13 protein-coding genes are annotated in these 15,639 nt (G+C 43.0%); 4 read left to right on the top strand and 9 right to left on the bottom strand.

Annotated features, from left to right (window positions below):
* Nucleotides 1-199: 199 nt before the first annotated feature.
* From F0145_RS02215 to dapF, 6 genes are all read right to left on the bottom strand, one after another.
* Entirely contained in the window at nt 200-2,458 is a 2,259-nt protein-coding gene (locus F0145_RS02215) for a family 1 glycosylhydrolase (protein ID WP_150086428.1), read from the bottom strand.
* On the bottom strand, nt 2,445-3,638 hold the full coding sequence (gene glf / locus F0145_RS02210; protein WP_150086426.1) for a UDP-galactopyranose mutase: 1,194 nt from the start codon (nt 3,636-3,638) through the stop codon (nt 2,445-2,447). The genes F0145_RS02215 and glf overlap by 14 nt, the downstream gene beginning before the upstream one ends.
* 64 nt (nt 3,639-3,702) lie before the next feature.
* Nucleotides 3,703-4,959, bottom strand: coding sequence for a glycosyltransferase family 1 protein (locus tag F0145_RS02205; RefSeq protein WP_223815767.1), 1,257 nt, complete (start codon nt 4,957-4,959; stop codon nt 3,703-3,705).
* 465 nt (nt 4,960-5,424) lie between these two features.
* The gene (locus F0145_RS02200) at nt 5,425-5,943 is read right to left on the bottom strand and encodes a GNAT family N-acetyltransferase (RefSeq protein ID WP_150086424.1); all 519 of its coding nucleotides are present in this window, start codon (nt 5,941-5,943) and stop codon (nt 5,425-5,427) included.
* A gap of 194 nt (nt 5,944-6,137) precedes the next feature.
* Complete coding sequence (locus tag F0145_RS02195) at nt 6,138-6,722, bottom strand: hypothetical protein (protein ID WP_223815766.1); 585 nt, start codon at nt 6,720-6,722, stop codon at nt 6,138-6,140.
* 34 nt (nt 6,723-6,756) lie between these two features.
* The gene (gene dapF / locus F0145_RS02190) at nt 6,757-7,536 is read right to left on the bottom strand and encodes a diaminopimelate epimerase (RefSeq protein WP_150086422.1); all 780 of its coding nucleotides are present in this window, start codon (nt 7,534-7,536) and stop codon (nt 6,757-6,759) included.
* A gap of 215 nt (nt 7,537-7,751) precedes the next feature.
* On the opposite strand from dapF, the gene F0145_RS02185 reads away from it, so the two are divergent.
* From F0145_RS02185 to F0145_RS02175, 3 genes are all read left to right on the top strand, one after another.
* Nucleotides 7,752-8,651 (top strand): class I SAM-dependent methyltransferase, encoded by a 900-nt coding sequence (locus F0145_RS02185; RefSeq protein WP_150086420.1) that lies wholly within the window; start codon nt 7,752-7,754, stop codon nt 8,649-8,651.
* A gap of 6 nt (nt 8,652-8,657) precedes the next feature.
* Complete coding sequence (locus F0145_RS02180; RefSeq protein WP_150086418.1) at nt 8,658-9,605, top strand: Ppx/GppA phosphatase family protein; 948 nt, start codon at nt 8,658-8,660, stop codon at nt 9,603-9,605.
* 107 nt (nt 9,606-9,712) lie between these two features.
* Nucleotides 9,713-10,774, top strand: a complete 1,062-nt coding sequence (locus F0145_RS02175; RefSeq protein ID WP_150086416.1) for an Ldh family oxidoreductase — start codon at nt 9,713-9,715, stop codon at nt 10,772-10,774.
* Nucleotides 10,775-10,857: 83 nt separating this feature from the next.
* On the opposite strand, the gene F0145_RS02170 is transcribed toward F0145_RS02175, so the two are convergent.
* A complete protein-coding gene (locus F0145_RS02170) occupies nt 10,858-11,685 on the bottom strand; it encodes a murein L,D-transpeptidase catalytic domain family protein (RefSeq protein WP_150086414.1) in 828 nt (275 codons plus the stop codon).
* A 268-nt stretch (nt 11,686-11,953) separates the two neighbouring features.
* On the opposite strand from F0145_RS02170, the gene hscA reads away from it, so the two are divergent.
* Nucleotides 11,954-13,819, top strand: a complete 1,866-nt coding sequence (gene hscA / locus F0145_RS02165; protein WP_150086412.1) for a Fe-S protein assembly chaperone HscA — start codon at nt 11,954-11,956, stop codon at nt 13,817-13,819.
* 110 nt (nt 13,820-13,929) lie between these two features.
* On the opposite strand, the gene F0145_RS02160 is transcribed toward hscA, so the two are convergent.
* Together F0145_RS02160 and eno are read right to left on the bottom strand one after the other, a co-directional pair.
* Nucleotides 13,930-14,235, bottom strand: coding sequence for an FtsB family cell division protein (locus tag F0145_RS02160; protein ID WP_150086410.1), 306 nt, complete (start codon nt 14,233-14,235; stop codon nt 13,930-13,932).
* Between the two features lie 84 nt (nt 14,236-14,319).
* Entirely contained in the window at nt 14,320-15,591 is a 1,272-nt protein-coding gene (eno, locus tag F0145_RS02155) for a phosphopyruvate hydratase (protein WP_150086408.1), read from the bottom strand.
* Nucleotides 15,592-15,639 lie beyond the last annotated feature (48 nt).

The raw sequence follows: 15,639 nt of genomic DNA, 5'->3' as shown, positions 1-15,639 counted from the left end.
AAAACTTATCTTTTTATACAGCCATATATATAAACGATAAGGAATAAAAATGAATTCCATAGCTTTGGCAAAGATTATACCTTAAATATTTATTACCGGTTCTGGCTATTTTTCTGCCAAATATTCCTGAAAAACAAAGCCGGGCACAAGTAAATATTATTTACCTGTACCCGGCGCTTGGGGTTGCTTAAAGCTTTATTTAATCGGTTCCGGTACTGCTGGTTCTAAAAATATTAATGTTGTTTTCAGCTTCTTTTAGTTTTTCGGCATTAATATTTTCCTGCTGCATTTGCATCATAATTTCCTGCACACACCGGTATAAGGCATCTTCTACAGTAGGCATTAAATCGGCTTTTATACTGGTTAATGCTGTATTTAATGGCCGGTAAGCTGGTAAATGCATTTCGGCTACGTTTATTTCCTGCAGATTAATATTATCTAGTTTGGCTATAGCCGCCGCCTGCCGGGCCAATTCTGCCCAGGTATAAACACCTTTATTAGCCAGGTGCCAGATTCCTTGGGCATCATCAATCAGCAAATCCAGCGCAACATTTACCAGGTCGGGCACATAGGTTGGCGTTATAGCAACATCTTTCGCGGCGGTAAATACATTACCTGACACAAAGGCATGTAACGCATGATAAATAAAATTATGCTTATCCCAAATGCCAAAAAAAGCGCTCGTTCTTACCACTAAGGCCATAGGCAATATTTGTAAAACTTTCTGTTCGGCTAGAAACTTACTGCTGCCATATACATTGCGAGGCGCGGGCAAATCTTCTTCGGTGTAAGCGCCGGTTTTTTCTCCATCAAATACCAAATCAGAAGAAAAGGTAAGCAGCTTAATATTATGGGCTTTACATTTTTCTGCCAGAATGGCCGGGCCATCGGAATTTTCGCAGTAACAGCGGTCAGAATCGCTTTCGGCTTCATCTACCCGTACGTAACCAGCGGTATTAATAATGGCCCAGGGCTTATAAGTAGCAATTGCCCGCGCTACCGATTGCGCATCGGAAATATCCAGGTCTTGCCGGCTTAGTAGCTGATAAGCTAAACCCCGGTTTTTGCATATCCGGGCAAATGCCCGCCCCAAAGTGCCGGTTTGGCCGGTTATTAATACCGGAGCAATATTTTTATGATTTACCATTTGGTGTTTGGGCCGGCTGATATAAACTTTTTTATGCTTGTATTCATAGCGCTCTTCCCTATCCCACCAGCCTTTGCTTTCTAAAACCGGATGGTAATATTTGCCGGTTTGTGCCAGGTTACGCAGCATTTCTACCATAGCGGTAGGCCGGGGCTTTTCGCCTCTTAAATCGAATACACCATTTTCGTAATGGTTCCGTTGTTGGGTAAGTAAGCTATCCCAATCAAAAGAGCCCAGTAATGCCCAGGCCGTAACGGCTTCTATCTTTACCCCTTCGGCTTTTAAGGCATCGGCGGCATCCCAGATATATTTAAACCACCGCATTTGCTCTTCGCGGGTGCAACAAATATGGGCTTCGGTAACACTTATGGGCAGGTTATACCGCTCCCAGGTTTCCTGCAACAAACCTTTAATGCCTATGCGATCCACGCCCAATACCCGTACGGTTTCAACATCGGCAAAGCGGTGTTTGCCGTTAGAGCCGTGGGTGTGCAGCGGGTAAGCAATTAAATGTTCGTCCAGGTAGCGTTCGCTGGTAATATAATGGTTTATGCCCATTATATCGGGTGGCAAGGGGTCATCCACAAATGAGCTTAATTCGGCTTCTGTGAGGCCCGATGCTGTTAAATATTGCCACAGGAAATGATCTGGCGTGACTTTACCACACAATATATCGAAAGAAAGCCAGCGACGGGCATTATCGAAATTGGCCTGATAAGCTAATAGCGGGGTACTTTGGGTATAGCCCAAATCTTCGGTTTGTACGAGTTTGGCCGATGGGTTTACTTGCCGGATAGCTTTCATGGCCAGCCGGGTGCCCTGCAACTGGTTATACAAGGCTCTTACAAACTGCGCATCGCTTTTACCGTGCGGATACCAAAAGCCATACAACCCGCTGAAACGAGCCGTGGTTACCGGCTCGTTTACGGGTGTATAATATTCTAACCAGGGGTAACGCTCCGCCACTTTGCCGGCAAATATTGCTAAGCCTTCCGCAAAATTTGGGTCTACCAGGCTAGTATAAGCCGGTCCGCTGCCATGATGCACCAGGCCGGCAATGGGTTCTATATTCAGTTCCTTTAAACGAGATAAACGCTCATCTGTCCAACGCCAATCCGGGTTATCTAAACTTTGGGGCGCAATGTGCTCCCAAAGAATTGGATAACGGAGTTTTTTTATGCCAAGCTCCGCAAATAAATCTAAATCGGAAATCCGACTTAAATGGCCATTGCGGCTAATTTGGTCGAAATATTGGTCTCCTACCCTATTATGACTGCATTCAATCCCGCCCCAAAGACTAATGTGCTCCATTCGGACTGATTTTGATGGAAGATCCGTTTAGCGACGACTTGCCTTTAATAACGATCTTTTCGATCTCGGCAATTGTCTTGTCTTCTTCTACCTTTTCAGTTATTTTTTTGTAAAGGGTTAAAGCTTGGGCCACTACCTGGTCCATGTTATAATATTTGTACGTTGCCAAACGGCCTACAAAATGCACACCGGGCGTTTGGTCGGCCAGCTTTTTATATTTATTGTAGAGCTCAGCATTTTCGGGCCGTGGCACGGGGTAATACGGGTCGCCATCGGCTTGCGGATATTCGTATACCACGCTGGTTTTCGGATGTTTCTGACCGGTTAAATATTTAAACTCGGTAATACGGGTATAAGGCTGCTCGTTCGGGTAATTTACCACGGCAGTTGGCAGGAAGGTTTCGGTATTCAGGGTTTCGTGCTTAAACTCCAAAGACCGGTAAGGCAGCTTGCCAAATTTATAATCAAAATATTCATCTACCGGACCCGTAAAGATCATTTCTTTATAAGGGATTATATCCATAATCTCTTTATAATCGGTATTAAGCATTATTTTAATATTTGGGTGCGACAGCATGTTTTCAAACATCTTTGTAAACCCGTGCAACGGCATCGCCTGATAAGAATCGGTAAAATAACGGCCATCGCGGTTGGTACGGGTTGGTACGCGCGAGGTAACTGATTTATCTAACTCCGATGGGTCCATGCCCCACTGCTTGCGGGTATAGTTCCGGAAGAATTTTTCGTATAATTCCCGGCCTACTTTACTTACTACTACGTCTTCGGATGTTTTAATAACCGGTACCGATTCGGCTACCGATTCGAACCAATCTTCGAGCTCAAAAGACGTTAAATTTAAACCATACAGTTTATTAATGGTATCGAGGTTAATCGGAATAGGAACTAACTGGCCATCTACACTGGCGAGTACCCGGTGCTCGTAAGAGCGCCACTCGGTAAATTGGCTCAGGTAATCGAAGACATCTTTGGAGTTGGTATGAAAAATATGCGGACCATATTTGTGAACCAGAATGCCTTCTTCGTTAAAATGATCATAGGCGTTACCCGCAATATGCGAACGTTTGTCTATGATAAGCACTTTTTTATTTGATCTGGTGGCAAGACGCTCTGCCAACACGCTACCGGCAAAACCAGCTCCGACGATTAGATAGTCAAACATATTATTTGTTATTATGAAGTTATATTTTACGTTTCTTATTAAGATTTATACCGAAAGAAGCTTTTTAAGATGCGCTTTTCTTTTCGGTAACAGCAATTTGCATTAAGCCCACCATATTTTGCCAGGTTATATCCCAGGATATTCCCGACAGGAACTCATCTGTTTTTGCTTTCCATTCGGCATCTTCGCGTTGGGCTAAGGCTTTCTCAATAGCTGCTACAAAATCTTCGGGAGTATCGGCAATATGCACCAGGCCCAACTCACCATAAGGCCGAATAACATCGGTTATGGAGGTAGATACTACGGGTTTGCCGGCGGCTAAATATTCCGGTGTTTTGGTTGGGCTAATGTATTTCGTAGATTCGTTGCGGGCAAAAGGCAGCAAAGCCACATCCCAGCCGCCTAAATAAATTGGCAGTTCTTTATAGTTTTTACCGCCCAGGTAATGAATATTTTCGGCAGCAGGTAAATCGGCGGGATCTATTTTTACCACCGGACCAATAATTACAAAATGCCAGTCGGGCCGCAAAGCAGCCATGCTGCGTAATAGTTCAATATCAAAGCGTTCGTCTACCACGCCGTAAAAACCAAAACGTGGGTGCGGAATATTTGCCTGATCTGCTGGTTCAACTAACGCTTCCCGACCTTGGGCAAAATGGGCCTTATCAATGCTGCTCGGGAAAGCATAAACATCCGGATGCTGGTTTTTCTTAGACTCGTAAATGCTCTGTCCGCCGGTAAATACCAAATCGGCTTTTTTAAACATTTCGGCTTCGAGTTCGCGCAGGCGCGGCGGTGCACCTTTAAACGCCGACAGCTCATCCATGCAATCGAAAACAGTAAGTTCGGGCTGCAGATGGCGCGTAATTTCTAAAGCCATGGGCGTGTAGTACCAGAAAATAAAGCGGCCTAAATTATGCTCAGCCAAAAACTGATCTATTAATTCTATTTGCTTCGCATCCGATTCCTGGGGAGTTAAACCATTAGGTAAATGCGCTACTACAATATTTATATTACCACCCTCGCGGGTAGTTACATCTAAGCGCGGCTGGGCACCATCATAGAACAAAGGTTCTTCAAAATAATATAAGTTAGTATGCTGGGCAAAACGGGTTAACAAGTGCTGGGGGCGCTGAAAAACAAAGTCCCACCGTAAATGCGACATGCAGATAATATTTGGCATGTCGGCTAGAAAGCTATTTATATTTGTTGCCGGCTTTTTCGGGTCCAATTCTTTTTTTAAGGTTACGGAATCTTCCATTAATAAATCAGTTGTTAAATCAGCGTTTTTGGCCGTGTTGTCGTGGTCACTTTTTAGCATAGTAATATCACAGTTGTTAAAACCTTAAATTAATTTTTTATAATTTTTAAGGATAAAAATGTAACGAAAACCAGTTAGGCAGGTTAGGTTTTGCTTACAGAAGGATTGTACGGAAATTCTGGAAAAAGGCTGTTAGAAAAACAAAATATTACTTGTATTTTTAAAAAATATCAGTATAAATCAGCCAAAAAGCATACGTATTAATACTAAATCACTTTTATACTACTAGTTAAATTAGGTTAAAAGGGAATTTCAAATGCTTAATAAAACGAATTTGTAACTCATGAAAAGATGATTAAATCAGCTATTCCGGATAAAATAGGATTATAATATTTTTAATGAGGACTGGAGCAGCTTTGTAGTATTAATTTTTAATTAATTATTATACTCATTTGTATAAACAAGCATATAGTACAACATTGCACCTTATAGACCTCTTAAAAATACAAATATTAAATTTGGCTGTTATTCTAATATTTTCTGAAACTCCAGCACATCTTCCCAGCCCGCAGGAATTTTTATCCATTGCTTGCGCAAACCTATGGCAGTAAAACCAGCGTTTTGAAATAATTTTAAACTGGCCGCATTCGAGATGGCTATAGTGCAGTAAACCTGGTGCAGCAGCAGGTAATTTTGGCAATAATGCTGCAATAAAGTTAAAGCCTCAAAAGCATATTGTTGCTTCCGGTAATCCTCGGCTATTACTATGCCCACCCCAGCGCGGGCATGTAAAGGTTCGAAATCATACAAATCAATTACACCTACTGGCTGGTGAGCCAGCGTGCAAATCATTAACCGTAATTGCTTGGTGCTATAAATATCGGCAGTGGCTTGTTCCAGATATAATTGCAGTACTTCTTTTGAATAGGGTGCAACGGTATTACTAACCCGCCAAACGGCCGTATTATTTTCCAGTTGGTACAAAAATTCCAAATCTGTACTTTCCAATGCCCGCAGGTATAACAAATCAGATTTCAGGAACACCTTTTAGTTGTTAGTGATTAGTTGTTATAGTTAGATTCTTAATATTGATAATAAAATTTGAATATTGAAAGAAGATACTGTTTAGTTACAGCCTTCAAATAATTGTGTAGCTAATCGCATAATACTAATAACGCCCTCATATAAGCAGCAGCGTCAGCCAGTGCTGGCGTTTATATAATACTATGTGGTTGTTTTTATTCCATTTTATATATTCTTGAGAAGTCACCAAACTCAGTGTTTTTCAAGTCTTCTTCTACTACTTTCTTAGCTGTATCAAAGTCCACTACAATACAGCCAACTTCCATTGTTCCACTTCCAATGCTTCCACCGTCCGTATGTCCAAGCCCTGTCCAGCCTAATGTCTCGTCCATTCTTTCTTCAAGGCGGTGTCTTTTATCTAAATCAGTTTCTGTTCCAAAGCCATCAATCTTATATTCAATTTCTAAGAATGAAACTTTGTCTTCATCAAATTCAGAATATCCATCTCTTAGCTTTTCGTCAATTCCTTTTTGAACTGTTTTACTATAGTTCCTTAGAATTCCTAATTTAATCTCCTTCTGTTCTCCTTTTTGGCCAACAATGCCCCAATGAACAATTGCAGTTTTTTCATCATGTTCCCAAGTCTCCCAATAATGGAATTGTCCATCAATATCTTTATATAGTTTCAGCATAAAGCTTGTTTCTTCTATAATATTACTCTTCTTAACCTTATCAATTTCACTTGAACAAGAAACTGCTGTTAAAATTAAAAACATCAAAACGTAAATCTTCTGTTTCAATATTCAATCTCTGTAAATGCCGCATAAATAATGCCTACACACCAATCTTCCCTTCAAATACCAAAACAGCCGGGCCAATCAGGTAAATATCCGATACGATTTCGCCGGTGCGGTTAAAAGCTACTTCCAGGTTTCCGCCCAGAGTTTTAATTTTTACTGGGCTGGTACGGCCTTTAAAAGATGCAGCAATAGCCGTAGCCGTTACGCCGGTACCACACGAAAAAGTTTCGTCTTCTACGCCGCGCTCGTAGGTGCGCACAAACATGGGCTCATCCGGCTGCGCTAATTCGGCAAAATTTACGTTGATTCCTTCGGCTTTAAAACGATCGTTGTAGCGGATGCTGCGGCCTTTCTGAAAAACTTCGTATTGGGTTAAATCTTCTACAAATTCTACGTAGTGCGGCGAACCGGTATTTAAGAAATAAAAATTATCGGCGCATTCAATGGCCTGTACATCGTTCATTTTTAACGAGACCGTACCATCTTCCGCAATACTGGCATAATGGTCGCCGTCCGCAGCCAGAAAATAAGCTTTATCGGATATTACGCCTAGTTGCTTGGCAAACTGCACGGTACAACGCCCGCCATTGCCGCACATCGAACCCAGGCGGCCATCGGCATTAAAATAAACCATTTCGAAATCATACCCCGTACGGTTCTGCAACAGAATAAGGCCATCGGCCCCTATTCCCATCCGGCGTTCGCATAAGTGGGCTACCAGCGCCTGGTTTTTTATATCAAAAAACTCCTGCCGGTTATCAATCATCACAAAATCGTTGCCGGTGCCCTGGTATTTATAAAAAGTAATTTCCATCTTAAGGTTAATTTTCCGTATTTTATTAATTACGACTGCTCCGGTTAAGCATTTTCGCCTACCGGGGTTTTCTTTTTATATTTGCCCCGCTGCGTATAATTACCTGCAAAGATAAAGATATTCGGTCAGCTAATTTAATTTTTAGCTGCCAACCAACGTATAGCAAAGGTTTGGCAGGTTACTTAAAAGAACAAAATAATTAAAGCAAAAGCTTCATGTATACCTTTTTAACGGTAAAAGATTGGGCAGATTATGAATTACTCGATGCCGGCAACTTTGAAAAACTGGAGCGCTTTGGGCAATATATTTTAGCCCGCCCAGAACCCCAGGCCATCTGGGACAAAAGCTTACCGCAATCGGAATGGGAACGGACAGCACAGGCGGTTTTTAAGAAAGAAAAAGGCAGCACCGAAAAAGGCCAATGGTTGTTGAAGAAAGGAATGCCGGAGCAATGGTTTATGCAGTACCAGTACGGGCAAATGGATTTGCGTTTCCGGTTAGGTTTATCGTCGTTTAAGCACGTGGGTATTTTTCCGGAGCAGGCCCCCAACTGGCAGTTTATTTACGACCAGGCCCGCCAACTGAAAACCCCGCAACCCAAAATATTAAATATGTTTGCCTACACCGGTGGTGCTTCGTTGGCTGCCCGTGCTGCTGGTGCCGATGTAACGCACCTGGACTCCGTTAAAGCCGTAAATTACTGGGCCCGCGAAAACATGGAAGCCAGCAACTTAACCAATATTCGATGGATAGTAGAAGATGCCATGAAATTTGCCCGCCGCGAAGTAAAGCGCGGCAATAAATACCAGGGCTTAATATTAGATCCGCCGGCTTATGGCCGCGGACCTAACGGCGAAAAATGGCAACTGGAAGACGAACTGAACGAGCTTTTTAAACTCTGCGGCCAATTATTAGACCCAACCGATAACCTGTGTTTAATAAATTTATATTCCTTGGGCTTTTCGGCCTTTATTCTGGAGAACCTGGTAAAACAAAATTTTACATTTAACGGGCAAGGTTTTCAGGAATTTGGCGAACTTTATTTACAGGATGTTAATGCCCATAAATTGCCTTTAGGTACTTTTTACCGGTTTAGTACCGGCAGCAAAACATAAAATATTATGGAAAAAGATAAAAAAGTAGCCCTGATTGATATGGGAACCAATACGTTTCATCTTTTAATTACCCAAATTAAAAGTGGCAGCGAACCCTTGGATTTGGTTAAAATAAAAGAGCCGGTAAAACTTGGCGAAGGTGGTATTAGCCACGGCGAAATTACCCCGGCAGCTTATGCCCGCGCCCTAAATACGCTGAAACATTTTAAAGCTTTAATAGAACAACACGGCGCCGAAGAAATAAAAGCCATGGCTACCAGCGCTGTGCGAAATGCTGCCAACGGACCAGACTTAATCCGCGATATTGCCACCGAAACCGGTATACCGGTAGAAACCATCGACGGTGACCTGGAGGCTGAGCTTATTTATGACGGGGTAAAATCGGCGCTGGAAATTGGTTATGAAAAAAGCCTGATAATGGATATTGGCGGCGGCAGCGTTGAATTTATTATTTGCAACGACCACCAAATATTCTGGAAACAAAGCTTTGAGATTGGCGCTCAACGTTTGCTGGATAAATTTTTTATTACCGATCCGCTGGAAGAACATGCCATAGAAGCCCTGAAACTTTATTTACAAAATCAGCTGGAACCCTTGGCCGAAGCCATAGAACGTTGCAAACCCACGGTTTTAATTGGTTCGTCGGGCACCTTCGATACCCTCTGCGACATTGACTCAAAACGCAAAGGGCTGGACCGGGAACAGGATTGCTGCCCCGAAGCAGATTTGGCCTTGGCTGATTTTTACGAGATTTACGAAGATATTTTGCGCAAAAAGCGTTCGGAACGCCTGGCAATACCGGGTATGCTCGAAATGCGGGTAGACATGATTGTAATGGCTATAATCCTGATTGATTATGTATTGGAAAATTATACCTTAAATAAAATCCGGGTGTCGGCTTATGCATTAAAAGAAGGCATGCTGTACCGGTTGCTCCATCAGGAGCGTTCTTAACAATTCTCAACCTCAAATATTCCGCTAGCAACAGAACAGGTTACTATTTGCTTTACTTTCCTGGTTCTTATTAGCTGGCTTTTATCCTATAATATACTTTTACCCGAATGTTTCCTTACCCACAACTACAACAATTTACCCAAAATATATTTCTGGCTATTGGCCTTTCTGAGGCAGATGCCATTTTAGCTACCAATGTTTTACTCTCAGCCGATTTACGCGGCATCGACTCACATGGCATTGCCCGTTTATCGGGGTATGTGCGCTTATGGGAAGCCGGCCGGATTAACGCTACGCCTAATATTAAAATAGTCCACGAGACTCCCAGCACTGCTGTGGTAGACGGCGACCGGGGTCTGGGATTAGTGGTAGGGCCCAAAGCCATGGAAATTATTATTCAAAAGGCGAAGCAGGTAGGTACTGGTTGGGTATCGGTAAAAAACTCTAACCACTTTGGTATTGCCGGTTACCACGCCATGATGGCGCTGCCCCACGATATGATTGGCCTGGCTATGACCAATGCGAGCCCTTTGGTAGCTCCTACTTTTTCGGTAGAACGCTTGCTAGGCACCAATCCTATTGCTGTCGCTATTCCGGCCAAAGACCAGCCGCCGTTTGTAGCAGATTTGGCCACTACTACCGCCGCTAACGGCAAGCTGGAAATATTGCAACGCAAAGGCTTAGATGCGCCCATTGGCTGGATTCAGGATGCGGCCGGCAATAATTCTACCAACACCCACGAACTAAAAAATGGCGGCGCTTTATTACCTTTAGGCGGCGAACACGGCAGCCACAAAGGTTATGCGCTGGGTGCGGTGGTCGATATTTTTTCTGCGGTGTTATCGGGTGCTAACTATGGCCCGTGGGTGCCGCCTTTCGTAAGTTTTCTGCCTTTGCCGGCCAATCCGGTAGGCGAAGGTATTGGTCATTTTTTTGGTGCAATGCGCGTAGATGCTTTCCGGCCAGCCGATGAATTTAAACAGCACATGGATAACTGGATTAAGACTTTCCGCTCGGCTAAACCCAAAGCCGGCCAAGATGCCGTATTAATTCCCGGCGACCCTGAACGTGAAATGACAACCCGACGGTTAGAATCTGGCATTCCGCTCCTGGACCCGGTTATAAAAGATTTGGAAACTTTAGGCCAGCGATTCGGACTAAAGCTTTAATCCGAAAAAATAAAAATGCCTTTCTGTTTCCAGGAAGGCATTTTTATTTTAAGTTCTAGCTATATTCTAAACCATGTTAATTATTAATTATAAGCATAAACCGGTATTGCTTCTTTAAAGAAAGCATTCATAGCAATTTCGGTATCCAGCAATTTAGATTTGTAATCGGCATTGGAGGCATGCAAATACAAAACCGAGCCGTCTTTTATATCCTGTATTATTTCCTTATGATTTTTCATGGGCAGCGCCGGGCATCCCTGGCTTCGGCCTAACCTACCGTGCTGTTTTACAAAATCTTCACTTACGTATTCGGCCCCGTGTACCACAATATTACGGTCGTAGGCATTTTTATTAAATTCCTCATCCATTCCCGCCAGCTTTAACGACAATCCGTGCCGGCCCTGGTAAGTATTCTGCGTTACAAAAAATCCCAGGCTGCTCTTTTCCGATTGAATTACATTCGAAAAATCTTCAGCCATATTCTCACCAGAATTTTTACCATGCGCCACTAAAGATTGGTGTAAAATCGTTTTATTTTCTAAATCAATAACCCAAAAGCGTTCTTCTGACGAAGATTTATCAAAATCGGCAATGGTTAAGGTACGGGTATTTGTTAGTTCGCCGGCGTGCAGCAAATTCAGATAGCCTACCATGGCCTGGTTAAACACCTCCAAGCTTAAACCAGCCTGCTGCAAACCTATTTGCTCGTATAAATCATACACTTCCAGTTCAAACTGAATAAACTTAAGTGCCACAGTACTAGGTGCTACTACCGCAGCGTTTTGCTTATGCGTTGTACTGCCGGCTGGTACCGGCGAATGCGCCAGAAAGAAAGATGCAAACAAAGGAATTGCCTTTTTGGCGTGTCTCCGACCCCACTTAGCGCGCAATCTTATTTTAGAATTTTTCATGTTTAGCAGGTTTAGTAAGGCAAATCAATGTTTTATACGGCTATTTATCTTATTGAGATATAAATAATTAGCTTTTATTATCTGCATTAAACAAAGCTAATTGCAAAATTACTTTTACAATTATTCTTGGTATAACCGCTGTTCTGCATAATCAGTTCCTTTGCGCCGGCAATAGGTCTTGCCACATTCTTGTTAAACCGCAATATTTTTATGCGTAATTTTGTTTCTTTCAACGGGCTGTTTATTCAGCCAAAACGTTAAAGACAAGATGGCTAAAGTTGCAATAAATCTGTCTACGGGCACGATTCAAAAAGAAGAAATAATAGTTGGTATAGATTTAGGCACTACCAATAGCTTGGTAGCCTATATTCATCCGGAAGAAAAAAGGCCTATCGCGATTAATGATCAGGGTTTGGGCACGATAGTACCTTCGGTGGTGCATTTTACCAACGCCGGTGAAGTGCTGGTGGGTAACAACGCCAAAGAATACCTTATTACCGACCCGGCCAATACCATTTACTCGGTAAAGCGTTTGTTGGGCAAATCTTACCAGGATTTGGGCAGCCACAAAGATTATTTTGGCTATAAAATAATAGACGATAATACCGAGGGCCTGGTAAAAATACGGGTAGGTGACCAGTTTTATTCACCCATCGAGCTGTCGGCCGAAATATTAAAGGAACTCCGCAGCCGCGCTGAACACGCCTTAAAAACGCCGGTGAACCGGGCTGTAATTACGGTACCCGCTTATTTTAACGATTCGCAACGGCAAGCTACCCGCGATGCCGGTAAACTGGCTGGCTTAGAAGTGCTGCGCATTGTAAACGAACCAACAGCGGCATCGCTGGCCTACGGCATTGGTCTGGACCCCAGCGAAGAAAAAACCATAGCAGTATACGATTTAGGCGGCGGTACTTTCGATATTTCTATCCTGCATATTCAGCAAGGAATATTTGAAGTACTTAGCACCCACGGCGATACTTATTTAGGCGGCGATGATTTTGACCGGGCCATTGTAGATTATTGGCTGCAGGAAAATAATATTCCGGAGGCGGAACTGACTACTAACAAAGCGTTATCGCAGGCGTTGCGCCTAAAAGCCGAAGAAGCCAAAAAAGCGTTAAGTTCTGCTGATACTTATACTGCTACAATTAATAATATTAGCTGTAATATTTCGCGGGCTACCTTCGAGGCTTTAATAATGCCCACCGTTGAGAAAACCATAAAGGCCTGCCAACAAGCGCTGACCGATGCAAATATTAGCAAAGAAGCCATTCAATCGGTAGTTATGGTAGGCGGTTCTACCCGCGTGCCATTGGTTTATCAGCGTGTGTCAGATTTCTTCGGCAAAGAGGCCAATAATTCGCTTAACCCCGACGAAGTAGTAGCCTTGGGCGCCGCCATCCAGGCCGACGTGCTGGCCGGTAACCGTAAAGACATATTATTGCTAGATGTAACGCCACTTACCCTGGGCATTGAAACCATGGGCGGCCTGATGGACTCCATTATTCCGCGTAACTCCAAAATACCAACCAAAGCCGGTCGCCAATATACCACATCTATAGATGGTCAGGTAAACATGAAAATTGCGGTATACCAGGGCGAGCGCGATTTGGTAAAAGAAAACCGTAAACTGGCTGAGTTCGATCTGAAAGGGATTCCGGCCATGCCCGCCGGCTTGCCTAAAGTAGACGTAAATTTTATCTTAAATGCCGATGGTATTTTAAAAGTAGAAGCCATTGAATTACGTTCGGGTTTAAAACAACAGGTAGAAGTAAAACCGCAGTACGGCCTAACCGATGAACAAGTAGAGCAAATGCTGCTGGACTCGGTAACGCACGCCCGCGAAGATGTAGCTGCCCGGATGGTTATTGAAGCCCGCACCACTGCCGAGCAACTCCTTTACCAGGTAGATAGATTTGTGCAGAAGAACCGCCAGCATTTAACCGAAGAAGAGTTGGCCATTACCACGGCTAAAAGACAAACCGTAGCAGATTTACTTGCGGCAGGCAATCAGGATAAAGATGTAATTCTGAAAGCGGTAGATGAACTGGAAGAAACTACCCGCCCCTTTGCCGAAAGAATAATGGATATTTCGATTAAAGAAGCCATGGCTGGAAAAAAAATCGAATAAATTTACCACATGTGCTAAAACAAAAATGCCACCGCTATCAGGTGGCATTTTTGTTTTAGCAGCATATATTTTCTGCTAGTATTATATCAATAATTAGACCTGAAAGCATTCTATTTACCCTTATCTTCTTTTTTCATGATGATGAACAAGTCTTCGGTGGGCTTTTTCATCTGGTATTTTTCCCGGGCATATTTCTCCAGCAGTTGCGAATTGCTTAATAATTCTTGCCGATCTTCTTGTACTTGTGCAATGCGTTGCTGGTAATGCTCCTTCTCGTCTTCCAGTTCACTCAGCTTTTTACTCATCTGGTACTGCGTAACAAAATCGTTCGAATCGAAAAAGAACATCCACACCAGGAATAGCGTGGTAAATAAAAAATAAAAACTACGGAAAAACTTCGGAATTCTTGCCAACATATATTACACCAGTTTTAAAAAGAAGAAGCCTGCTAAATTAAATATTTAACAGGCCTCTAATTTAAGAAATTTCCAGAACAGGAATTACATTTTTTTACCCGGGAAATAAGCAGTTTCGCCTAATTCTTCTTCAATCCGGAGTAATTGGTTGTATTTAGCCATCCGGTCAGAGCGTGAAGCCGAACCAGTTTTAATCTGGCCCGTGTTTAAAGCTACCGCTAAGTCAGCAATGGTATTATCCTCGGTTTCGCCGGAGCGGTGCGACATAATGCTCTTATAACCGTTACGACGGCCTAAATTAATGGCATCAATGGTTTCGGTAAGCGTACCAATCTGGTTCACTTTAATCAGAATAGCGTTGGCTATCTGCTGATCAATACCTTGCTGCAAACGGTTAACGTTGGTTACGAATAAATCGTCGCCTACCAACTGCGTAGTTTTACCAATAGATTCGGTTAAAGCTTTCCAGCCAGACCAATCGTCTTCGTCCATGCCGTCTTCAATCGAAATAATCGGGTATTTTTTGGTCCACTCGGTCCAGTAAGAAACCATTTCGGAAGATGTTAATTTATCGCCGGTCGATTTCTTGAAGTGATAAACGCCATTTTCGTAGAACTCAGAAGCAGCGGCATCCATGGCAATCATTACATCGTCGCCGGGTTTGTAACCAGCGGTTTCTATTGCTTGCAGAACTATTTTAATGGCATCTTCATTAGACTTAATATTTGGCGCAAAACCACCTTCATCGCCTACGTTCGTAGATAAGCCTTGCTTGTGCAGAACGTTTTTCAGGTGATGGAATATTTCTGAACCCCAGCGTAAGGCTTCCTTAAAAGAAGGCGCACCTACCGGCATAATCATAAACTCCTGAAAATCTATTGAATTATCAGCGTGGCTACCACCATTCAGAATATTCATCATAGGAACCGGCAAGGTATTGGCGTTAACGCCTCCTACATAACGGTAAAGCGGAATCTCTAACTCCTGTGCGGCAGCCCGGGCAGCTGCTAATGATACACCCAGGATAGCATTTGCGCCTAATTTACCTTTGTTAGGTGTGCCATCCAGTTCAATCATTATTTTATCAAGCAGGCTTTGCTCCAATACGCTAAAACCTACTAACTCTTCGGCAATAATATCATTAACATTACTAACGGCTTGTAATACGCCCTTACCCATGTATTTAGACTTGTCGCCATCGCGCAGCTCTACGGCTTCGTGCTTACCGGTAGAAGCACCGGAAGGAACCGCAGCGCGGCCTAAAGAACCAGTTTCGGTTAATACATCTACTTCTACCGTAGGATTACCTCTGGAATCAAAAATCTGGCGGGCATTAATACTTGCTATTATACTCATCGTTTCTTTAATTTAAAATATTACAAAAGATTATAGGTGGAGGTATTA

The organism is Adhaeribacter rhizoryzae, assembly GCF_008629685.1.
Taxonomy (GTDB): domain Bacteria; phylum Bacteroidota; class Bacteroidia; order Cytophagales; family Hymenobacteraceae; genus Adhaeribacter; species Adhaeribacter rhizoryzae.
Note: the sequence above shows the minus strand (reverse complement) of the source record. Positions and strands in the feature narration are given on the sequence as shown.